Below are 23193 nucleotides of genomic sequence, written 5' to 3' on the forward strand. Positions count from 1 at the left end.
TATATTTATTCAATAATCAATCAAAATGAACCAGAAAGAAAGCTTTATTCAAGAGATACAAAGTCGTTATTCTTTTAAAAACGATAAAATAATTTTAGGCAAAGCCAAATTAGATGGCGAAATTGTAGAAGAAGTTGAAATTTCAGTAGCATTAAAAACAATGAATCGTCACGGATTGATTGGTGGAGCAACTGGAACAGGGAAAACAAAATCTTTGCAGATTATCGCCGAGCAACTTTCTCTGAAAGGTGTTCCAACTTTGTTGATGGATATCAAAGGAGACTTATCTGGAATTGGAGCTGCTGCAAATTCGGAAGATAAAAATGCGCAAGAAAGAATGGAGGCGCTTAATTTACCTTTTGATCCGCAAGCTTCTCCTGTCGAGTTTTTGTCTATTTCTGATGAACCAGGTGCAAAACTTCGTGCAACTGTAAGTGATTTTGGTCCAATTTTATTCAGTAAAATTTTGGAACTGAATGAAACACAAGAAAGTATTATTTCAATTATATTCAAATATTGTCAAGATCGTAATTTACCTTTGATTGATTTGGAGGATATTCGACGTGTTTTGCAATATGTGACAGATTCTGATGAAGGAAAATCTGAATTAAATTCGAATTATGGAACAATTGCGCCAGCTTCTTTGGGAGCTATTTTGCGCAAAATTGTTGCATTAGAACAGCAAGGTGCAACAAAGTTTTTTGGAGAACCAAGTTTTGATGTTCAGGATTTATTGAAAACGAAAGACGGAAAAGGAATTGTAAATATTATTCGTTTGATTGATATTCAAAATCAACCTAATTTATTTTCAACTTTTATGTTGAGTTTATTGAATAAAATTTATTCTCAATTCCCTGAATCTGGAGATTCTGATAAACCGAAATTGGTGATTTTTATTGATGAAGCACATTTGATTTTTAAGGAAGCTACGAAAGCTTTGTTGAATCAAATTGAAACAATGGTAAAATTAATTCGATCAAAAGGTGTGGGATTATATTTTGTAACGCAAGTTCCTGGAGATGTTCCTGATGCAGTTTTGAGTCAATTAGGTCTTAAAGTTCAACATGCGTTAAGAGGTTTTACTGCGAAAGATCGTAAAGAAATAACAAAAGCAATTGAGAATTATCCGACAACTACCTATTATAAAGCAAGTGAAGTAATCACTCAATTAGGGATTGGAGAGGCTTTTGTGACTGCTTTAGACGAAAAAGGTATTCCAACTCCTTTGGCTTATACATATATGCGAGCGCCAAATTCGAGAATGGATATCTTGACTTCAAATGAAATCGATACGATTACCTCAAACTCAGATTTAGTGACAAAATATGCGACAGATATTGATCGTGAATCTGCAAATGAAATTTTATCACAAAAATTAGAACAACAAAAAAATATAGAGAAACCTGTTCCAAAAGCAACTTCAACAAGAAGTATTCCTAAAGAAAAAAATTGGACAGATAATCCTGTTGTGCGTGATGTAAGTCGTACTGCAACTCGAAAATTGATGGATTTTGGAATGAAAATGTTAACTAATTTTTTAAAAGGAAAAAAATAAGCAAGTGTACGCGATTTTAGATGTAGAAGCGACTGGCGGTAAAGTAGGAGAGGAATCAATTATAGAGATTGCAATTTATAAATATGATGGAAAAGAAATAGTAGATCAGTTTATATCATTAGTTAATCCAGAAAAAAAGATTGATCAATACGTACAAAAATTAACCCATATTTCGGATAAAATGGTGCTTAGTGCGCCTAAATTTCATGAAATAGCAAAGCGAATCGTTGAGATAACTGATGACTGTATTTTAGTAGGACATAATGTTATGTTTGATTACAGGATGTTAAAACAGGAGTTTGATCGACTTGGTTATAATTATGAAAAGGAGTGGATAGATACTTTTGAGTATAGTGAAAAACTTATTCCAGGATTACCATCTTATTCATTAGGAAAGCTTTGTCAATCTTTGGGAATTGTTGTAACAGATAGACATAGGGCTTCTGGAGATGCAAGAGCGACAATTTCTTTGTTTAAATTATTGTTAGATAAAGATTCGGAAAAAATAATCACGAAGAAAACAGGTTTAAAACAACCTAAAAAAGCACATTCTAAGTATCAGAAACTGCTTGAAGGTTTACCTAATTCTATCGGGGTTTATTATTTATACAATAGCCGAAAACAACTTATTTATATTTGTCGAAGCAATAATATTGCACGATCTATTAATCAAATTTTTACATCAAAAACTTTAAAAGCTAATAAGCTGAAACGTTATACACGTTCTATAAAATTCGAAGAAACTGGAAGTGGTTTTCTTGCTGCAATTAAAGAAAATAACGAGGTCTTGAATAATCAACCAATGTATAACGTAAAGTTAGTTGAGAATAAAGTTTATCCTTTTGGATTGTATTATTTGGAGTCTAAACGTGGTTATTCGAGATTAGAAATAGGGAAAGTTAGAAAGACACAACCTGTTTTGAAATTTAAAACTAAGGAACGTGCAAAAGAGGTTTTAGAAAAAATCGTTCACGATTATAATCTTTGTCAACAAGTAAATGCTGGAATTAAATCTGATGAATCTTGTTTCCAATATAAAGTAAATAAATGCAATGGAGCTTGTGTAAAAGAGGAATCTAAAGAAGTTTACAATGAACGAATTCAAAGTTTTATTAAAACAACTGAATATCCTTCCGAAACTTTTTTGATTATTGATAAAGGACGAAAAGGAATTGAAAAATCATTTTATTTAGTTGAGAATGGAGAATTTAAAGGATATGGTTATTACGAATATCATCATCAAATAAAAACGTTAGAAAAGATTCATAATATCTTAATTCCGATTAAAGAAACGGAAGAAATAAAAAATATGCTCAAATACTTTTTGTATAAAGTTTCTTCTAATTCTAATCAAATCATTATTATTGAATAATTATTTCGAATTATATTCTTTAAAAGAAGAAAATATATAATAATAAAAAAAGCTCAGTTAATTTTAACTGAGCTTTTTTGTATGATAAAATAAGACTATTTAATTTCTTTGAAAATTACTCGTCTATTTTCTAGGTTTTTCCATGCAGGACAAATAGTAACAGGGTTACACTCTGCCCATTTTAAATCAGATTTTCCTTTTCCAACAGAAGATAATTTAGTAGTATCTACACCTTTGTTCGCTAAATAACGAATAACAGAAGCAGCACGTCTTTCAGATAATTTTTGGTTGTAATCTACACCTCCAGCAGCATCTGTATGACCTTCAACTACGAATTTGAAATCAGGGTTAGCTAATAATACTTCCGCAGCATGGTTTAATTTTTCGTAAGATTGCTCTCTAATACGATCAGAATTGTAATCAAACTCAATACCTTCTAAATAAGCATTAATTGTTGTAGCTACATCTTCTCCCGAAATTCTTACAACTTTCTCTGGACAACCTCCATTTGTTGGTGGACCAGGAATTGTAGGACATTTATCTTCACTGTCAGGAACACCATCTCCATCAGAATCTAAAGAACAACCAGATCCGTCTACGCGAATACCTTCTGGTGTTCCAAGGCATTTATCCCATTGGTCACATACACCGTCTCTGTCTTCGTCAATACATTCGAAAGGAGTAGGAACGATCGGAGCTTGATAACCTAAAGGAGATACCCATTGTAATGCATCTTTATGTTTTCCTATTTTATAATGTAACCCTAAAGAGAATGTAATCATGTTATCATCGCGTCCTTCTTCTACATCAGCAGCAGTCCAATATCCTATTTCAGGTTTTCCTGAAGCATCAAATTCTTCGTCACCAGACATTACATACATTCCACGTAATTCAATATCTAATTTGTCACTTAATTTATAGCGTAAACCAGCTCCTACTTGAGAATAAACAGATTTGTCAGCTAATTTTTGATCTGTAACTAATCCATAATCATTTCCAGAACCATAGAAGTGTTGTCTGTAAGCTTTATATCCTAAAAAACCAAAACCTCCATATAAGTGCATAGCCCATTTGAATTCCGTTTTATTGTCAACTCTTCTTAATAAATTAGAAGCATTAATATCAGCTAAAATAGAGATTCCATGATATTCTGTTTTTCCATGTGCTTTTCCCGTGAAGGCATTTCCCCAAGGAGTATTATCATATATAGTACCTTTTTGTCTTGTTTTACCTAATTGATATTGTAAACTCAAGCCAAAAGCATGCGTAATTTGTTTGTTTACTTGAAATTGAAAATCGTATCCAGGAGTGAAGTATCCTCCGCCCATCCATGAAACTAAGTCACTATTTTGCAAAGCGTTTGCTCCTGCGAAAACAGAAAGCGACCAATCGTTAAATTCCTTTTTACTGTTGTTGAATGGTTTTTCATCGTACTTGGTTTGCGCACTAGCACATACCACAGCACCTAAGATTAATAAAGATAAAAGTTTTTTCATAGGTTAGAATTATTTTTATAACTAATATAGAACATATCTTAAATATAATTTCACAAAACTAATGAATTAATAGTTAATATCTTATAAAAATATAAACTTTTGATAAAATCTCTAGAATAATTTTGAGGATGAGGAATTTTCAAATAATTGCAATTAACTAAAACTTTATTATAGAATAATATATCAATATCTATTAAACGATCAACGTAACTCTCATTTTCTTTGGGTTTAAAATAGATTCTTCCCATTTTTTGTTCAATATTTTTAATTTTTTTCAAAACCTCAAATGGAGAATAACTTGTATTAATTTCTATTTTCTGATTTAAGAATAAATGATCCGTTGTAAATCCTTCAGCCTTATTTTCAAGAATATTAGATTCTTTTTTTATATTACCTACCTCTTTGTTTATAAGGTTTTTAGCTATTTCTAAATTATTTTTTTTGTCACCTAAGTTTGTACCAAGTAACAAAATGACTATATTTTGCGACATATAGAGCAAAAGTAATAATAAATTAAAAATGAAAAACTTTTTCGGGAGAGTATTCTCAACAATCATAGGAAATCTATTAACGATTAGTGTATTTGTAATACTTCTTATCGTTTTGATATTTGTTTCAGCATTATCTGCTCCAACAAAAAGTGTGAAAGATGGTTCTGTTTTAGAAATTTCGTTGGAAGATCCAATTATGGAAAGTGATATGGATCGTTCCGTTTCTATTTTTGATATGTCAGAAAGTCCAAATGTTTTTTTACAAGATATTATTCATTCAATTGAAGAAGCGAAGAATGATGATAAAATAAAAGGAATTAGTCTGAAATTGGATAAATTTTCTGGTGGAGCTACGCAAGCGACTGATATTCGTAATGCGTTAGAAGATTTTAAAAAATCTGGAAAATTTGTGTATTCATATTCTAATTCAGGAAGTCAGTTGTCATATTATATAAGTAGTGTATCTGATAAAATTTATCAAAATCCTTTGGGTGGAACTTTATTACAAGGTTTGAGTTCTAATATTATGTTCTTCAAAAATGCGGGAGATAAATATGGTGTAGATTTTCAGGTGATTCGTCACGGACAATTTAAGAGCGCGGTTGAGCCGTATTTGAGAACAAATATGTCTGATGAAAATCGTTTGCAATTATCAGAATTATTGAATGATATTTGGGGTAATGTTTCAAACTCGATTACTAAATCTCGTAAAATTTCTCCTGAACAATTCACTACAGTAACAGATAGTTTGTATGCTTTCATCCCAGAAACAGGAAAAGAAAATAAGATTTATGATGTATTGGCGCAAGAAAATGAATATCAAAAAATGTTATTCACAAAACTAGGTCTGAAAGAAGAAAAATCAAAAACTGATTTTGAAGTTCTTGAAAAACATACCATAAAAGTAGAAGATTATTTTGAAACCTTATCAAATAAATCTGAAAAAGATAAAATTGCAGTCTTATATGCATCTGGAACAATTACTGAAGGGGATGGTTTTGATGGTATTCAATCGAAGACTTATGTGGATGCGATTCGCAAAATCAGTCAAAATGATAAAATTAAAGCTTTAGTTTTACGTGTAAATTCTCCTGGAGGTAGCGCAAATGCATCAGAAGAAATTTTATATGAATTGATGCAATTGAAAACAAAAATGCCAATCGTAGTTTCTTTTGGTGATGTTGCAGCGTCTGGTGGATATTACATTGCACAAGCTTCTGACAAAATTTATGCACAACCAAATACAATTACTGGTTCGATTGGAGTTTTTGGAATGATCCCAAATGCGCAAAAATTATTCAATAATTTCGGATTAGATTTTGACGAAGTGAAAACAAATGCAAACGCAGATCAGTTAAAATCTTTGACAACACCATTATCACCAACAGCAAAAAATACAATGCAAAAATCGATTGTATTGATTTATGGAAAATTCGTAAATCACGTTGCTACAAATAGAAAATTAACATACGAGCAAGTTGATAAAATAGGTGAAGGACGTGTTTGGTCTGGAACTCGAGCAAAACAAATTGGTTTGGTAGATGATTTTGGAAGTTTAGATACAGCGATAAAAGAAGCAGCTAAATTGGCTAAAATTGAAAAATATTCGACAGAAAATTATCCAAAAAGAAAAGATTCTTTCGAAGAATTTATGGATAATCTTCAAGGAAAAAATACCGAAGCAGCAATAGCAAAAGAATTAGGTTCGGACGGAATCAGAATTTACAAAGAAATAAAGATGATGAATGAACAAAAAGGTGTTCAAGTTAGGCTACCTTACGATATTCAAATTCAATAAAAATCATAAAAAAGGGTTAAAATATTTTTAACCCTTTTTTATTGTTAAAATCTTACTATTTTAGTCAAAAAATTTAGTTGATAATAAAATTAAATTCTCTTTTATAATCATCTAAATTTATTATACTTTTGTACATTCATTTTTAATAATACTGAGACATAATCAACGATGGGATTATTTGATTTTTTCACGCAAGAAATTGCGATTGACTTGGGGACTGCTAACACTTTAATTATCCACAATAATAAAGTTGTAGTAGATAGTCCATCTATCGTCGCTATACATAGAAGAACAAATAAAGTTATTGCTGTTGGAGAACAAGCAAAACACATGCAAGGTAAAACGCATGATGATATAAAAACAATTCGTCCTTTGAAAGACGGAGTAATTGCAGATTTTGAAGCTTCAGAATTTATGTTGACAGAGTTCATCAAGAAAATTCCTGGAATTCAAGGGAAATTATTTTCACCTTCATTACGAATGGTGATTTGTATTCCTTCTGGAATTACAGAAGTTGAAAAACGTGCCGTAAAAGATTCTTGTGCACGTGTTAATGCTAAAGATGTTCGTCTTATTTACGAACCAATGGCTGCTGCGATAGGAGTTGGAATTGATATTACTCAACCTAAAGGTAATATGATTATTGATATAGGTGGTGGTACAACTGAAATTGCTGTTGTTGCATTAGGTGGTATTGTTTGTGACAAATCTGTGAAAATTGCAGGTGATGTTTTTACAAATGATATTGCATATTACTTAAGAACCCATCATAATTTATATATCGGAGAAAGAACTGCCGAACGTGTTAAAATTGAAGTTGGAGCTGCTGTAGAAGAACTAGAGCATGCACCAGAGGATATGCCAGTACAAGGACGTGATTTGATTACAGGAAAACCAAAAGAAATTACTGTAAACTACCGCGAAATTGCACGTGCATTAGATAAATCAATTTTACGCATCGAAGATGGTGTAATGGAAACGTTATCTCAAACTCCTCCAGAATTAGCAGCTGATATCTACAACACTGGTATCTATATGGCTGGTGGTGGAGCTATGTTGAGAGGTTTAGATCAACGTATTTCTAAAAAAACAGGTTTACCAGTTTTCTTAGCTGATGATCCTTTACGTGCTGTTGTTCGTGGAACAGGTATTGCACTTAAAAATATTGATAAATTCACTTTCTTAATGAAATAGAAGAGTAAAGAGCAATGCAATATATTCTGAATGCGATTAGAAGAAATGGAATGCTATTAATTTTTGTCTTTTTAGAGTTAATTGCGTTGTTTCTTGTCTTTAAGAAAAATATTTATCACGAAACTATTCTTGCTTCTGCAAGCACGTCGTTTACAGGTTATGTGGATGATAAAATTGCGAAGGTGACAAACTTTATTCATTTACCGAGTGCCAATAAAGATTTGATGGACGAAAATGCCTTTTTGCGTGAGCAATTGGTGCATTTAGGTATTAAAGATGCGAAAACTAAACAGTTTTACAAATCGGATACCTTAGGTTATCATCAAACGTATTCTTTTGTACCTACAGAGATTGTAAATAACTCGATTATCAAAACGCAAAACCTTTTGACGATTGATAAAGGAACAAATGATGGAATAGAAAAAGGTGACGGAATCATTACAAATAATGGTGTAATTGGTATTGTAACTTTTGCTGGGAAAAATTATTCTCGTGCAATTTCGTTGTTAAACAAGGATATCAATATCAATGCACGTATCAAAGGAAATCAATATTTTGGGACAGTGAAATGGGATGGAAAAGATCCTCGTTTTGTCCAATTATATGAAATTCCGAAATACATCGAAGTGAAAAAAGGAGATATTATCGAAACAGATGGTAAATCGCCAGTTTTCCCAGAAGGAATTATTATAGGTAAAGTTGTAAGCAAAGGAATTGATGAAACGGGAGAAATGAAAGTTCAAGTAAGATTGAAACAAGATTTCGCCAATTTAGCACAAGCTTATGTGGTCACAAACCTTAATAAAGTTGAAATTCAACAAGTAGAAAAATCAGATACAATAACAAGTCCACAGAATGTTCAATAAAGATTTTTTAATCAATATTATCAAGATTATCGTTTTAGCTTTGTTACAAGTTTTTGTGTTTAATCACATCAACTTTTTAGGAAGTTATCAACCATATATCTATATTGTATTTGTATTATTTTATGCGCCTTATCAAAATAAATATGCCTTACTAATCTTATCATTTATGTTAGGATTAATGATAGATATTTTCGAATACACAGGAGGAATTCATGCTTTTGCATTAACACTTATCGCATTTCTTAGAAATCCAATCATCAAACTTTTGGCAGGAAAACAAGATTACGAAATGGAATTTTTCTCTTTCAATTCGTTCAGTTTTGCGCAATGGTTGTTTTATTTGATTATTCTAATTCTTGCACATCATATTATTTTATTACTTCTTGAGAATTTTAAACCATCAGGAATTGGACCTTTGATGCTAAAAGCATTAATCAGTTCGGGAATAACTTTTGTGTTTGTCTTTATTTATAAAATTTTATTTAAAAATAAAGTTGGAGTATGAAAAAGTTGATGGTTGTTTATGCACTCATCCTGTTTATAGTGTTTCTATTTATAGGACGTTTGGCGTATTTGCAATTATTTACAGATCGTTATACGTTAAATGCATTTAATACTTCGATCAAACAAGAAATCATTTATCCCAATCGTGGTGATATTCTTGATCGAAACGGAAAATTGTTGGTGAGTAATACCTATTCGTATGAATTAGACGTTATTCCAGGAAAATTAATTGACAGTTATGGAGAATATATGAATGGTTTTGATAAACCTAAATTCTCTAAAATGATTGGAATTTCTACACAACAATTTGATTCTATTTTAGAAAAAATTGTTACCGCAAAAGATTACAAAAAATTATCTCCATACCCTTTTTTAAAGAATATTTCGCGCGAAAATTTTGCTCGTATGCAAGAGCAATTATATTTGTATCCAGCGTTTAGTATCATCAAACGTCCTGAACGTAAATACATGGTAAATTCTGCCGGAAATATACTGGGCTATATAAACGAAGCCAATCAAGCATATATCAAAACAGATTCTACCTATTATCAACCTGGAGATTTGGTTGGTATTGCTGGTGTTGAGAAATCGTATGAAAAAGATTTGCGTGGAGTAAAAGGTGTAAAAAACTGGATTGTAGACCGAACAATGAATGTTGTTGGTCCATATAAAAACGGTGACTATGATCGACCTGTAAAAAGTGGGAAAACAGTTCATTTGACAATTGATTATCGTTTGCAAGAATTGGCAGAACAAATGCTTCAAAATAAACGTGGGGCAATTGTCGCACTTGATCCTAATAATGGTGAAATTTTGGCTTTAGCATCCGCACCTACAATTAATCCAAACGATTATTTGAATACAAAGTTGAGAAGTGCATTAATCAATGATTCTATTGCTCGTCCAACTTATGATAGAGCTTTACAAGGAACTTATCCTCCTGGTTCTACATTCAAAATGGTAACGGCTTTGGCTGGTTTGCAAATGGGAACGATGACAGAAAAAACAACATATGTTTGTAAACACGGTTTCCGTTATGGACGTATGCACATTGGTTGTCACTGCGGAATGTATTATTCTCCACAAGGTTTAGAACATGCGATTGGAAAATCGTGTAACAACTTTTTCTCAGAGGCTTACCGAGATATTGTTCGTAAAGATCCGAATGATTATAGTGTCGGAATTAACGAATGGGCTTCCATTTTGAATAGTTTCGGATTAGGAAAATTTATGGGAACAGATTTACCGGTTGGTAGCAAAGGTCTTATTCCGACAGCTGAGTTTTACGACAATCGCTTTGGAGAAGGTGTTTGGAATCCTTACCGTATTATTTTCAATGGTATGGGACAAGGAGATATTAATACAACTCCGCTGCAAATGGCAAATTATACAGCAATTATTGCCAACAAAGGATTTTTCTATACACCGCATATTGTACATAGTATTGATGGAAAACCATTGACGGATTCTACTTATATGGTGAAAAAAAATACATTGGTTGATCCAAAACATTTTGACATCATTCAACGTGGTATGCGTAATGTATTTACAATGGGTACAGCTCGTAGTTTTGATACAAGTTCTTTTGTACAATTTGGTAAAACCGGAACTTCTCAGAACTCTCATGGACAAGATCACTCATTATTTGTATTGTTTGCTCCGGCAGATAAACCAAAAATTGCGATTGCTGCAATTGTAGAGAATGGTTCTTGGGGTACAACTTATGCTGGACCAATGGCGAGTTTGATGGCTGAATTGTATGTAACAGATACAATAAAAAGAACTCCTTTATTGCAACGTATGAAAAATGGTAATCTACAAGGCGAATATCGTCGTCAATGGATAGATTATCTGAAAAGAAAAGGATTATACGTAGAACCTGTTAAAAAGGATTCGATCGGAAATAAAATAGATAGTTTAAAATTAAAAAAAGATTCAACAAAACTAAAACATGAGCCAAAGCAGATTACTAAAAGGAATTGATTGGGCCGTACTGATCCTAGGGTTTCTGATAGTAACTTTCGGGATTATGAATGTGTATAGTGTCAATCCAGATTTAGGTGTAAAACAGCTAATTTGGTTTGGACTTGGAATGGTGATGATATTGATTTTGATAATTACGAGCGGAAACAATCGTAATTTCTTCGAAATTTATAGTCCAGTTTTTTACATTATTTCCCTCGTTTTACTCGTCGGAGTTTTGATTGTTGGAAAGGAAATTAATGGTGCAAAAGCGTGGTATCGTTTTGGTCCTCTGAGTTTGCAACCAGCCGAATTTGCTAAGATTGGTACAGCTTTGTTGATTGCTAATTTTATCAATCATTCAAATGCAAATCTAAAAGACTTAGGTTTTATAGGAAAAATATTGTTGATTATCGCAATACCAGTAGTTTTAATCCTTCTTCAACCCGATTTAGGATCAGTAATTATTTTCTGTTCATTAAGTATTGCTTTGTACAGAGAAGGACTTAATCCGTGGATAATTTTAGCGCCAATCATATTATTAATCATTTTCTTGATTTCGATTGTACAAATTCCTTTTTATGTTTTATTAGTTTTTGGATTTATAATTCTGACAATTGCGTTATTAATCTTAGCTTTCAATTATAATCAGAATGTAGTTGATGCAATGCATGGTGTTTTAATCGGCTTATCAATTTTCTTTTTATTATTGATTGGAATCTGTTATTTAGTAGAAGATTTATCAGAAACAACAAGAGAATCTTTTGGACATTTATTCCCAATGCGTTCCTTATTTTTCTCAGAACCGATATTTTTTAATACAACTTTCTTTGGATTGATTGGATTCTTTATATCAATTATTCCAGTTTTAATTTTAAAATTAACCGAACAAAAAGAAATTAATGATTCACCATTCAAAACACAATCTGGATTAGCTGCAAATGTTCTGAATTTTAGTATTATTGTGTCTGTTGTGTTGTTATTATTTGCAAGTACGGTTAGTTTTATTTCTCCGATCATTTTTGAGAAATTACCCAAACACCAAAAAGAGCGTGTGATGGTTTTGTACGAAGGAGAAGCAAAGTATCGTGATACTTCGGGATATAATTTATTGTATGCGAAAACAGCGATTGGTTCGGGCGAATTATATGGAAAAGGTTACAATCAAGGAACTATTAAAAAAGGAAGATTTGTACCAGAACAACAAACCGATTACATTTTTACAGCAGTTGGAGAGGAGTGGGGTTTCATAGGAAGTACAGCTTTGGTAATTGTCTACGCAATTTTTGTTGGACGATTATTTTTCTTAGCCGAACATCAAAAAAATAGATTTGCACGATTTTATGGATATGCAGTCGCCTCTATTTTATTTTTCCATTTCTTTATCAATATTGCAATGGTAATTGGGCTTTTCCCAACAGTTGGTATTCCGCTACCATTCTTTAGTTATGGAGGAAGTTCGTTGTGGGGATTCACTATTCTGATCGGAATTTTCCTAATCATTCATTACAAGAACAGTCAAGGATTTATTTAGAAAATAATTCAATAAAATAAAAAAGCTACATTGAAAATCAATGTAGCTTTTTCGTTATTATTTCGATACTTCTAACTCAGAAATATGATGAACTTTCTTAATTAATTTATTGTCTTTATCAACCAAAATTAGAGTAGGAGTAGACTCTATTCCAAACTCAGCTGCGATTGGTGAATCCCATCTCAAAAGATCAGTATAATTGTACCAAGGTAAATCTTTTGTAGCGTTATTAAACGCTGTTTGATCGTAGTCTAAAGAAATGGCAACAATTTCTCCGCCTTTTGATTTAAAGTTCTTGTAAAACTCTTTAATATGCGGGATCTCTTGTTGACAAGCAGGACACCAAGAAGCCCAGAAAACAATTAATTTTTGATCTGCTTTGATATCATACAATGATTTTTTCCCATTAACAGGTTGAGGAAAAGTGATATTAGGAACTTTACTTCCCACTTGCATAGAAGCGCTTTTTTCCACTTTCTTTTTCAATTGATCTGTTACATTAGAAGTCAAACTTTTTACTTTATCTACATATTTTTTATGAAAATTTGCATATTCTTTTTCAGGAACAAAGTTTAAGATAGTTGTCAATACATTTTGACCTCTTGTCGTTTTGATATCTGTTTTAGCCAAAATTTCGTCTGTAGCAGCAATTAAATTCCCTTCTACATCTTGATTGTTTGCAGCAGCTAATTTTCCATTAATATAAGCAAAAACTAAATCATTAAACATTCCAGATTGCTCCAATCGTACATCATCTTTTACAAAATGATTCACAATTTCATTTAGCGTTTCAGCATCTTTATTTGTTTGAGCTTTTTGTTTCAAATCATTCAACTCATTAATATAGGTAATTAATGGCGAAAAATTTTCGTTACGTTTCAACTCTTTTATACGCTTATCTTCTTTTATCATTGCTGTATAAAATTCATCAGTTGGTTTATACATTTGCATTAAATAAGGAAAAACCTGATTCTGAATTTCATTTAATGGTTGAAGTGCTAAAACTTTATTGTATTCCTTTTGTGTATCTCCCTCTAAAATTTCAAGTTTAGTAGATATTTCTTGCCCACTAACCGTTTTGAATTTTAGATTTTTGTTATCAGTTAATAACGAAAGATTTTCACCTGTTGGTAAATCAATACGTACAAAACCATTGTATTCTTTTGGAACTTTAACAGAAAAATTTCCGTTGTTATCAGTAATCGCATTGTTGATTAATTTCATTTCGGCATTGTCGAAAATTTTAACCAAAACAGGTTTGTTTGCATAATTTTCTATTTGCCCAGAAACGTTAAACTGTCCAAAAACAGAACTTCCTAAAACAACAAGCGGTAGTATAAATTTATTTTTCATAGTTTGTTTGATATAATAAAAAAACCTCAATCGAATAGATTGAGGTTTAAAAGTATGAATTTATTTTTTAATAATTTGTCTTTGTCTGTAGGAAAAATAGCCTGCAATTGTTACAGCTGTAACGATTAAAATAGGCGCATAATCATGAATCGGAACTTTTCTTCCTCCAGTTCCCCCTCCTTCTTCTTCACCACCACCAGAGCATTCAAAACCTGGTTCACAAGGCTCAGGTAAATTAGCAGCTTCTAATGTAGTAAAACTAAAAAATATTGTTATAATCAATATGTGTTTTAAAAAAAATTTCATAGTTAGGTTATTTGTTAATGGTTTTCTTCGTTACTACTTTACCATCTTTATATGTTATTTTAACAACATACATAGTAGGTATATTTGCTAGATTAAGTTTATAATCAGTATTTGTCATAATATTTGTTTTATAAAATATTTGACGTCCAGTTAAATCAAAAATTGAAATATCTGCTGTTGTATTTTTATCTTCAAATCTAACATACTGACTTCCATTATTTGTATAAAGAAAAGTAGCGTCAGTTCTAGTTAAATCACTTGTTCCTAACGTAGTTGGGAGTTCATTCCAATAAAACTCAAAACGTTCGTTAATTTTATCATCAGCAACAAAACTTAATTCAGTAGCCTCACTAACATCTATGGCTTTTTTTGTAACATTATCATATAAATAATACTTACCTAAGCTTAGGTTTTGTACTTTGTTTAAGATAGAATATTCATAAAGATTTAGGTTTAGTCGATAGTTTTTACCATTTTCTAAATTATAAAAACCTATTCTTAAAGGTTTACCAACATAATCTTCATTATTGAATTGATTAGTTAATGTTTGAGAATCTAACAATACATTTCCTTCTTTGTCTTCTTCATAGAAAAAAATAGGATTAGTAATTTTAGCAGGATTAGAAGAGCCTGTAGCCATAAAGTTAGCATTTAACAAATAAGCAGGACTTCCTTGGATTGTATTTTCTTGACTTAAATACAATTCCAATTGTGTAAAATCAAAATCTGTTACTAAACCATTTTCTTTTAATTCTTGATTATCAAGTAATGTGGTGTCTTGATTTGTTTGATTTTGTGAACTTCTACTATAAACAGGACTAGAAGTTCCTGTTGTGATAAAATTACTATTAAATGTTTTATTACTATCTTTAAGGTTTACATTAGCACTAACAATACGTCCTCCATTAACAGATGAATTAATAGCGTAATAGTCTACATAGAATGATTCATATGGTTTTACTAATAAAGCCTCAGGACTTCCTATCCAAAAATAATTATTATTTGATCCATTTTTTGATAAGTAAGCACTAAGTGCAGTTGTATTTCCTGTACTAGTATTTCCTGAATTACTATTCCATTTAATTATGTAATCATTAGCTACCTTGAATACTCTAAATCTTAATGCTCCCCAAGCATTTGCTGGTGATTGATTTGAGCCAGCAGTTGTAGCAAATGTAATCCATGAAGAATTAGTATTTACATTTGATAAATCTAAATTTGATGTAAATGGATTTGCTAGTCTATGTAAGTTTTTTCCAAAAAGTACATCAGTATCATATTTAGTTCCTGTTTGATTTCCTAAATAAGAATCATAAGACTCTGCATAATTATTGATTCTATTTTTCCAATCTTTCCAAGCAAGATTTGCAAAATCAGATGATTTTCCTTTTAATCCACTTTTTAGAGTATAATTTGTTTGATTGTTATTAGGAATACCAGCAAATACTAACGAATTAACAGCTCCTAAAGAATTAATTGTAGACTTTACATTAGTTCCATTTCTTAAATTTAATAAATATCTACGTTCTGGAGTAATAGTATGATTGTTATCAACAGCATCATATTCTGTTTCTTCTACATCCCATACAAAAAGAGACTGAGTATACCTTTTGTCTAAACCACAATCTACATTAATAGCACAATTTCCTGAAAAGAAATTACCTCCAGTCATAGAATTTATAACATCTTTTGCTAATGTGTTTTTGTATGGTAAAGAGATAATATATTCATCATTTGTTAAATCAGGAACAGATCTCTCAATAGCTACTTTTCCTTTTACATCAGCAGCGTCTTTAATAATTAATTGACCATAAGAAGTCGAACTTGTGTATTTATTCACGAAGTTTTTTCCAGTCGTATTAGCATTACTAAAACCACCTTGAATTTGAATATTCCCTTGGTTAATTATTTTTTCAGTTGTAGCTGTAGTAGTAGAAGCATCTGTGGCAACACTAACATTGCCTCCGTTGTAAAAAAGAGTGTTTGGATTAACTTTGACTATTACAGCGTCTTTGATATATGTATCTTGCGCAGAAGCGCTATATATCGCACCTAATGCGAATAAAGCAAGTAGATTCTTTTTCACAAATTATGTTATTTTGGTTGGTTTCTTTTAAAATTAAAGAATAATTTCATTACAAATATAAAAATATTTATTAATAAGTTACTATACAATAGATTATATTATAACTTTTTCTGGTAAATCTTTAATATTATACATCAAATCAGTAAAGATTTCTTCCGTAACTGCTCGCAATCCTCGAGCTCCTAAACCCAGTTCATTGGCACGGTCTACAATTTTATTTAGGGTTTCGTCCGTCACTATAAGCTCTTTTCCGTCTAAGGCGAAAAGCTTTGTATATTGTTTCATTAGAGAGTTTTTTGGTTCTGTCAAAATAGCTCTCATTGCTTCTTTATCTAATGCTTTAAGATATGTAATAATTGGTAAACGTCCTATTAATTCTGGAATGATACCAAAGTTTTTCAAATCTTGTGCATTTACTTCATCCAAAAGATTTTCGATTTCTTTGTGATCTTCGTTTTTGAAACCAATTACGTGTTTCTTCAAACGATCTGCAATGTGTTTTTCTATTCCAGAAAAAGCTCCACCAGCCACAAACAAAATATCTTTTGTATTAACTTCTATAAATTTTTGATCAGGATGCTTACGTCCTCCTTTTGGTGGTACATTAACAATAGTTCCTTCCAAAATTTTAAGTAAAGCTTGTTGTACACCTTCTCCAGAAACGTCACGTGTAATAGATGGATTGTCACTTTTACGTGCAATTTTATCTACTTCGTCAATAAAAACGATTCCTTTTTCGGCAAGCTCTACATTGTAATCAGCAGATTGTAAAAGACGCGTCAAAATACTTTCTACATCTTCTCCTACATATCCAGCTTCTGTAAGTACAGTTGCATCAACGATTGCAAATGGAACATTCAATAATTTAGCAATTGTTTTTGCTAATAATGTTTTTCCACTTCCTGTTTCTCCGACTAAAATAACATTCGATTTGTCAATCTCTACATCATTATCCTTGTCTAATAATATTCTTTTGTAATGATTGTATACGGCAACCGACAATATTTTTTTTGCCTGGTCTTGACCAATCACATAATCATCTAAAAACTCTTTAATTTCTTTCGGAGATTTTAGCGTTAAAGGTTTTATCAAATCGTTATTTTCGTTAAATTTCGATTCCTCTAAAACTATACCATGCGCTTGTTCTATGCAATTATCACAAATATTACCGTCGATTCCAGACACTAAAATATTTACTTCGTTTCTGCTTTTTCCGCAAAAAGAGCACTTATTTTCTTCCAATTTTCTATACTTAATTAAGATGCAAAGGTATTTATTTTCTTTTAGATAGAAAATATTTATTTGTTAATTTCTATCAGTATAAATTATGGTAAAATAAAGGATTAAATTATCCTATTTTAGACTATTGTTTTTTATGCTTCATTCTTATGATTTTACAAATTTTTAAGTATTTGTAAACGAAAAAAAGGATACTCAAAATTTTGAGTATCCTTTTTTTGTATTTGTATTGAATTTAAAATTATTTACGAGGCAATAAAACTTCGTCAATCATTCCATATTCTTTTGCTTCTGTAGACGTCATCCAGTAATCACGTTCACCATCTTTTTCGATTTGCTCGAAAGTTTGACCAGAATGAGTTGCAAGAATATCATATAATTCTTTTTTCAATTTCAAGATTTCCTTCAATGTAATTTCCATATCAGTTGCTTGTCCTTGAGCTCCTCCTAAAGGTTGGTGAATCATCACGCGAGAATGTTTAAGAGCCGAACGTTTTCCTGCTGCACCTGCACATAATAAAACTGCTCCCATAGAAGCTGCCATTCCTGTACAAATTGTTGCAACGTCAGGTTTTACTAACTGCATAGTGTCGTAAATTCCTAATCCTGCATAAACACCACCACCTGGTGAGTTAACATAAATCTGAATGTCTTTTGTTGCATCCACACTTTCTAAGAACAATAATTGCGCTTGAATAATATTCGCAATTTGATCATCAATTCCTGTTCCTAAAAAGATGATTCTGTCCATCATCAAACGAGAGAAAACGTCCATTTGTGCAACGTTCAATTTTCTTTCTTCAACGATGTAAGGCGTTGTATTTTGGATGTAACTCTCCATATGTAAAGAGCTAATTCCTTTGTCTAACAGAGCATATTTTTTAAATTCTTCTCCTACGTTTTTCATTATTAAATTTAGATTTTAAATGAAAGGTATAAAGAATTTTTTAGAAGTGATTAAGCTTCTGCTAATTCTTTATTTTTTTCTGTAATAATGTCAACAAACTCGTCAAATGTTACTTCTTTCTCGTTCAATTTTACATTGTTTTTGAAGATGTCTAACATTTTGTCTGTAAACACTTGGTATGATAAACGGTTGTATTCTTCTTGATTCTGTAAAGCAGACATTGTAATTTGTTGTAATGTTTCTTCTGGAATAGAAGTTTGACCGTACATTTTTAATTGATCTTTGATTGCAGCAAAAGCAGCTTCTTTTACTTCCTCAGCATTTACTTCTACATTGTTAACTTCAGCAATTTTAGCTTCGATTAATTGGTAACGTAAACCTTTGTCCATTTTTACCAATTCTTCTTTCGCTTGCTCTTCAGAAGTTACATTTTCATTAGAAGTAATTAACCATTTCGTTAAAAATTCTGTTGGTAAATCAAATTGAACTGTATCTAATAATTTAGCTACAACATCATTGATAATTTGTTTGTCAGATTCTTTGTTGTACATGTTTTCTGACTCTTCTTTGATTTTGTTACGGAAAGCTTCTTCTGAATCCACAGCCCCTTCTCCATAAACTTTATCAAATAATTCTTGGTTAACTTCAGCTTTTTCAGCTTTGTTAATTTCTTTGATTGTATAAGTAACATTAGTTCCTTCTTCAGAAACTTCTGTATTCAATTGTTGTGCAGCTTCTTCAGCAGTATCAAAAATATCGTTAGAATTTACTTCTACAACATCACCAGCTTTTTTACCAATAAATGCAGAAGCATCTTTCAATTCTTCTAAACGGATAAATGTTTGTTTAGTTTCTTGTCCTTCTACAGAAGCTTCTACTTTCAAAACAGCTTCAGCTTCAGCTTCAGTTAAAGATTTTAATGATCCAAAACGAGCAGCGAAATTATCTACATATTTTTGGATTTCGTCGTCAGCAACTTTTACTTTGTAGCTTTCAACTTCTACTTTAGATAAATCAACATCAAATTCTGGAGCTAATCCTAATTCGAAATCAAATGATAATTGATCAGCATCCCAATCAACATCTTTCATTACTGGAACTGGATTTCCTAATATTGATAATTTTTCTGTGTTGATGTACTCAGATACACTTTTTTGTAAAATTTCGTTAACTGTATCAAAAATAACAGCTTGTTCGTATTGTTTTTTTACAAAACTCATTGGAACTTGTCCTTTACGGAAACCTTTGATGTTAGCTGTTTTTCTGTATTGGTTCAATACGTCAACTACTTTTTCTTGATAATCTGCCTTATCAACAGTTACAGTTAATACTGCGTTTAATTTGTCTGTTGTATTTTTAGTAATATTCATCTACCTTAAATTTGGAGTGCAAATGTATAAATTATTAATGATTTTTAATAGTAAAAAGTAATATTACAATCAATTCATTCACTATAAATTAACAATTCGGATGGAATCTTATCAAATACTTGATATTTTGATTTTAGATGGAATGATTGAATTGATTATTTACTACTTTTCTGAGGTGATATTTTCAACAATTAAGCCATTTGATTTTTGCTGACACAATGACATAAAAAAATCCAGAATATACGTTCTGGATTTTCAATATTTCGAAAATTTAATTTCTTATAATTCTCCGTAATTTGCGTAAGATTCGTCAAAAACAAAATCCTCCATAAATTTAGTTGTGTAATTACCCGCGATAAAATCTGGATTATCCATCAACTGTAAGTGGAAAGGAATCGTTGTTTTGATACCTTCGATATAAAATTCCCCTAACGCACGTTTCATTTTTGCTATTGCTTCTTCACGCGTTTGTGCAGTAACAATGATTTTTGCAATCATAGAATCGTAATTTGGTGGAATTGTATATCCAGCATAAACGTGTGTATCAACACGAACACCGTTACCACCAGGAATATTAATATTTGAAATTTTCCCTGGAGAAGGGCGGAAGTCGTTATAAGGATCTTCTGCATTGATACGACACTCGATAGAATGTCCGTTTGGATAATAGTTTTGACCAGAGATTGGCTCACCATCCGCTAACATAATTTGTTCACGAATTAAATCGAAACCTGTTACTTGCTCAGTAATTGGATGCTCTACTTGGATACGAGTATTCATTTCCATAAAGTAGAAATCTCCGTGTTTGTCAACTAAGAATTCAATTGTGCCAACACCTTCATAACCTATATATTCACAAGCTTTAACTGCTGCATCTCCCATACGTTGACGTAATTCGTCTGTCATGATTGGAGAAGGGGTTTCTTCTGCTAATTTTTGATTACGACGTTGAATAGAACAGTCACGTTCTGATAAGTGACAAGCTTTACCGTTTTGGTCACTTGCAACTTGAATCTCGATATGACGTGGTTCTTCGATTAATTTTTCCATATACATTCCGTCGTTACCAAAAGCTGCAGCAGCTTCTGTACGAGCAGATTCCCATGCGTGTAATAAATCTTCTTCTTTCCAAATTGCACGCATACCTTTACCACCACCACCGGCAGTAGCTTTCATCATAACTGGGTATTTAATTTCGCGCGCAACTTCTAAGGCTTGCTCATAGCTTTCTAATAAACCATCAGAACCTGGTACTACAGGAACACCAGCTTCTTTCATAGTAGCTTTCGCATTGGCTTTATCTCCCATACGCTCGATATTTTCTGCAGAAGCACCGATGAATTTGATTCCGTTAGAAGCACAGATTTTAGAAAAAGTTGAGTTTTCAGATAAAAACCCGTAACCTGGGTGAATAGCATCCGCGTCAGTAATTTCTGCAGCCGCGATGATGTTAGCCATTTTTAGGTACGAATCTTTACTTGGAGCAGGACCAATACACACAGCTTCGTCAGCGAAACGTACGTGTAATGAAGTCTCGTCTGCTTTAGAGTAAACGGCAACCGTTTTGATTCCCATTTCTTTTGCAGTACGTATAATACGCATTGCAATTTCACCTCTATTAGCGATTAATATCTTTTTAAACATAATTTTTTAGATGTAATTGATTAAGCTGGATCAACTAAGAATAATGGTTGATCGTACTCAACTGGACTAGCGTCGTCCACTAAGATTTTTACAATTTTTCCAGAAACTTCTGATTCGATTTCGTTGAATAGCTTCATTGCTTCAACAATACATAAAACTTTACCTGGAGCAATAGCATCACCTACATTGATAAAAGGTTCTTTACCTGGTCCTGCAGCACGGTAGAAAGTACCAATCATAGGAGATTTAACTGTAATTAAATTACTATTTTCTTCTTCTGTTGATGTTGTAGAGTTATTTGCTGGTGCAGCTGCAGACGCTTGAGGAGCGGCAATTGGAGCTACAGGAGCTTGTGGTACATAAATTTGTTGAGATGCAACTTGTGCAGGTACGCTTGCTAAAGTTTTGATTTTGATTTCGATGTCATCTTGTTTGATGCTTACTTCAGCAACTTCTGCTTTTGATACGAATCTAATTAAATTTTGAATGTCTTTAATGTCCATATAATGCGGTTTTTTATTTGACCTTTTATGTTTGTTTTTTATAAAACGATTTCAAAGGTATTGAAAAAAAAATAAAAAAAGCTGTTTCTTTTTAGAAACAGCTTCAAAATCTTTCGAAGATTATATTATTCAGTAACTTCTTGTACTTTCTCTAATACTACTTTACCTTTGTAGTATAATTTTCCGTCAGACCAGTGAGCTCTGTGATATAAATGTGCTTCACCTGTTGTTTTATCGATTGCTAATTGTGGAGCTTCGATTTTGTAGTGTGTTCTACGTTTATCTCTTCTTGTTGACGACTGTCTTCTCTTAGGATGTGCCATATCTAACTACTTTTTTTTCTTTATTTCTATAATTTATTTTAATAATAAAAACCAATTAAGGTTTCAAATCTTTCAATTTTGCCCAACGAGGATCAATGTCGTTATTATCGTCATCGTCATCATTGTTGTTGTCTTCATCGTAATGCTCGTCTTCTGCATCTTCGTCTAATTCGTAAATGCTGTATTGGTCTAACAATTCAATCATTTCAGAATCGCTTTTGCCATTCAAGACATCGGGATGAATTCGTTTTGTTGGTACTGATAGCATTGCCAATTCATAAAGAACTTGCGCAATATTGATTTGGTATTCTTCTCTTGGAATTACCCACATCTCAAAATCAGTATCGTCAAACTCGTCGCCAAATTTAACAATTAATTCTGCATTATTCGAAATTTCTTGCTGAAACAATTCTCCAGTCAAATCACAAGGAACTGTAATGTTCCCTTTTAAGCTGATTTCTAACTCAAGCATTGTCGATTTTTTGTCTAAAATAATTGTTGCAATTAAATTAGGATTGTCAAAATCTTGCTCAATTTCAAATAAATCAAAGAACGATTGTGATAATTCGAATGTAAAATCACTCTTACCAAAAGGCAAGCTTGTAAATACAATATTATAATTTTTTAACTTGTCCATACCACAAAAAGGTGTGCAAAGATAATCTAATTTATTTAAAATTAATAGCTCTT

At 31.7% G+C, this 23193-nt stretch carries 20 protein-coding genes; 8 read left to right on the plus strand and 12 right to left on the minus strand.

Going from position 1 to position 23193, the window contains the following annotated elements; translation table 11 throughout:
• The first annotated feature begins 25 nt into the window (after window positions 1-25).
• A complete protein-coding gene (locus N5D03_RS04125) occupies window positions 26-1555 on the plus strand; it encodes a helicase HerA-like domain-containing protein (protein WP_125348700.1) in 1530 nt (509 codons plus the stop codon).
• Between the two features lie 4 nt (window positions 1556-1559).
• A complete protein-coding gene (locus tag N5D03_RS04130; RefSeq protein ID WP_280051006.1) occupies window positions 1560-2927 on the plus strand; it encodes an exonuclease domain-containing protein in 1368 nt (455 codons plus the stop codon).
• A gap of 95 nt (window positions 2928-3022) precedes the next feature.
• Here N5D03_RS04130 and N5D03_RS04135 read toward each other — a convergent pair whose 3' ends face one another.
• Both N5D03_RS04135 and folK read right to left on the minus strand, forming a co-directional pair.
• Window positions 3023-4423 (minus strand): OmpA family protein, encoded by a 1401-nt coding sequence (locus tag N5D03_RS04135; protein ID WP_280051007.1) that lies wholly within the window; start codon window positions 4421-4423, stop codon window positions 3023-3025.
• A 50-nt stretch (window positions 4424-4473) separates the two neighbouring features.
• Window positions 4474-4893 (minus strand): 2-amino-4-hydroxy-6-hydroxymethyldihydropteridine diphosphokinase, encoded by a 420-nt coding sequence (folK, locus tag N5D03_RS04140; RefSeq protein WP_280051008.1) that lies wholly within the window; start codon window positions 4891-4893, stop codon window positions 4474-4476.
• A gap of 49 nt (window positions 4894-4942) precedes the next feature.
• Here folK and sppA point away from each other — a divergent pair, with 49 nt between their 5' ends.
• The 6 genes from sppA to rodA all read left to right on the plus strand — a co-directional run bounded on the left by sppA (window position 4943) and on the right by rodA (window position 12772).
• On the plus strand, window positions 4943-6712 hold the full coding sequence (gene sppA, locus N5D03_RS04145; RefSeq protein ID WP_280051009.1) for a signal peptide peptidase SppA: 1770 nt from the start codon (window positions 4943-4945) through the stop codon (window positions 6710-6712).
• Between the two features lie 168 nt (window positions 6713-6880).
• Complete coding sequence (locus N5D03_RS04150) at window positions 6881-7906, plus strand: rod shape-determining protein (protein WP_019975837.1); 1026 nt, start codon at window positions 6881-6883, stop codon at window positions 7904-7906.
• A 14-nt stretch (window positions 7907-7920) separates the two neighbouring features.
• Entirely contained in the window at window positions 7921-8772 is an 852-nt protein-coding gene (gene mreC, locus N5D03_RS04155) for a rod shape-determining protein MreC (RefSeq protein ID WP_115001503.1), read from the plus strand.
• Window positions 8762-9277 (plus strand): rod shape-determining protein MreD, encoded by a 516-nt coding sequence (gene mreD, locus N5D03_RS04160; protein WP_115001501.1) that lies wholly within the window; start codon window positions 8762-8764, stop codon window positions 9275-9277. Before mreC ends, mreD begins: the two co-directional genes overlap by 11 nt.
• Window positions 9274-11259: a penicillin-binding transpeptidase domain-containing protein gene (locus N5D03_RS04165; protein WP_280051010.1), complete on the plus strand. Its 1986-nt coding sequence runs from the start codon at window positions 9274-9276 to the stop codon at window positions 11257-11259. The genes mreD and N5D03_RS04165 overlap by 4 nt, the downstream gene beginning before the upstream one ends.
• Window positions 11228-12772, plus strand: a complete 1545-nt coding sequence (rodA, locus tag N5D03_RS04170) for a rod shape-determining protein RodA (RefSeq protein WP_280051011.1) — start codon at window positions 11228-11230, stop codon at window positions 12770-12772. The genes N5D03_RS04165 and rodA overlap by 32 nt, the downstream gene beginning before the upstream one ends.
• A 57-nt stretch (window positions 12773-12829) precedes the next feature.
• Here the strand turns inward: rodA and N5D03_RS04175 are convergent, their stop codons facing one another.
• The 10 genes from N5D03_RS04175 to N5D03_RS04220 all read right to left on the minus strand — a co-directional run bounded on the left by N5D03_RS04175 (window position 12830) and on the right by N5D03_RS04220 (window position 23140).
• A complete protein-coding gene (locus tag N5D03_RS04175; RefSeq protein ID WP_280051012.1) occupies window positions 12830-14125 on the minus strand; it encodes a TlpA disulfide reductase family protein in 1296 nt (431 codons plus the stop codon).
• A gap of 60 nt (window positions 14126-14185) precedes the next feature.
• The gene (locus N5D03_RS04180) at window positions 14186-14407 is read right to left on the minus strand and encodes a hypothetical protein (protein WP_219033630.1); all 222 of its coding nucleotides are present in this window, start codon (window positions 14405-14407) and stop codon (window positions 14186-14188) included.
• A 31-nt stretch (window positions 14408-14438) separates the two neighbouring features.
• Window positions 14439-16517: a T9SS type A sorting domain-containing protein gene (locus tag N5D03_RS04185; protein WP_280051013.1), complete on the minus strand. Its 2079-nt coding sequence runs from the start codon at window positions 16515-16517 to the stop codon at window positions 14439-14441.
• A 93-nt stretch (window positions 16518-16610) separates the two neighbouring features.
• Window positions 16611-17759, minus strand: a complete 1149-nt coding sequence (clpX, locus tag N5D03_RS04190; RefSeq protein WP_280051014.1) for an ATP-dependent Clp protease ATP-binding subunit ClpX — start codon at window positions 17757-17759, stop codon at window positions 16611-16613.
• Between the two features lie 238 nt (window positions 17760-17997).
• Window positions 17998-18663, minus strand: a complete 666-nt coding sequence (clpP, locus tag N5D03_RS04195; protein ID WP_115001487.1) for an ATP-dependent Clp endopeptidase proteolytic subunit ClpP — start codon at window positions 18661-18663, stop codon at window positions 17998-18000.
• A 50-nt stretch (window positions 18664-18713) separates the two neighbouring features.
• Window positions 18714-20033 (minus strand): trigger factor, encoded by a 1320-nt coding sequence (locus N5D03_RS04200; protein ID WP_280051015.1) that lies wholly within the window; start codon window positions 20031-20033, stop codon window positions 18714-18716.
• A 279-nt stretch (window positions 20034-20312) separates the two neighbouring features.
• A complete protein-coding gene (gene accC, locus N5D03_RS04205) occupies window positions 20313-21677 on the minus strand; it encodes an acetyl-CoA carboxylase biotin carboxylase subunit (protein ID WP_038332000.1) in 1365 nt (454 codons plus the stop codon).
• 20 nt (window positions 21678-21697) lie between these two features.
• Window positions 21698-22180, minus strand: coding sequence for an acetyl-CoA carboxylase biotin carboxyl carrier protein (gene accB / locus N5D03_RS04210; protein ID WP_125348723.1), 483 nt, complete (start codon window positions 22178-22180; stop codon window positions 21698-21700).
• Between the two features lie 125 nt (window positions 22181-22305).
• Window positions 22306-22503, minus strand: a complete 198-nt coding sequence (rpmF, locus tag N5D03_RS04215) for a 50S ribosomal protein L32 (RefSeq protein WP_019975824.1) — start codon at window positions 22501-22503, stop codon at window positions 22306-22308.
• 55 nt (window positions 22504-22558) lie between these two features.
• Window positions 22559-23140: a DUF177 domain-containing protein gene (locus tag N5D03_RS04220; protein WP_280051016.1), complete on the minus strand. Its 582-nt coding sequence runs from the start codon at window positions 23138-23140 to the stop codon at window positions 22559-22561.
• Window positions 23141-23193: the final 53 nt, after the last annotated feature.

This window comes from Empedobacter sp. GD03861, from assembly GCF_029840885.1.
Lineage (GTDB): Bacteria > Bacteroidota > Bacteroidia > Flavobacteriales > Weeksellaceae > Empedobacter > Empedobacter falsenii_B.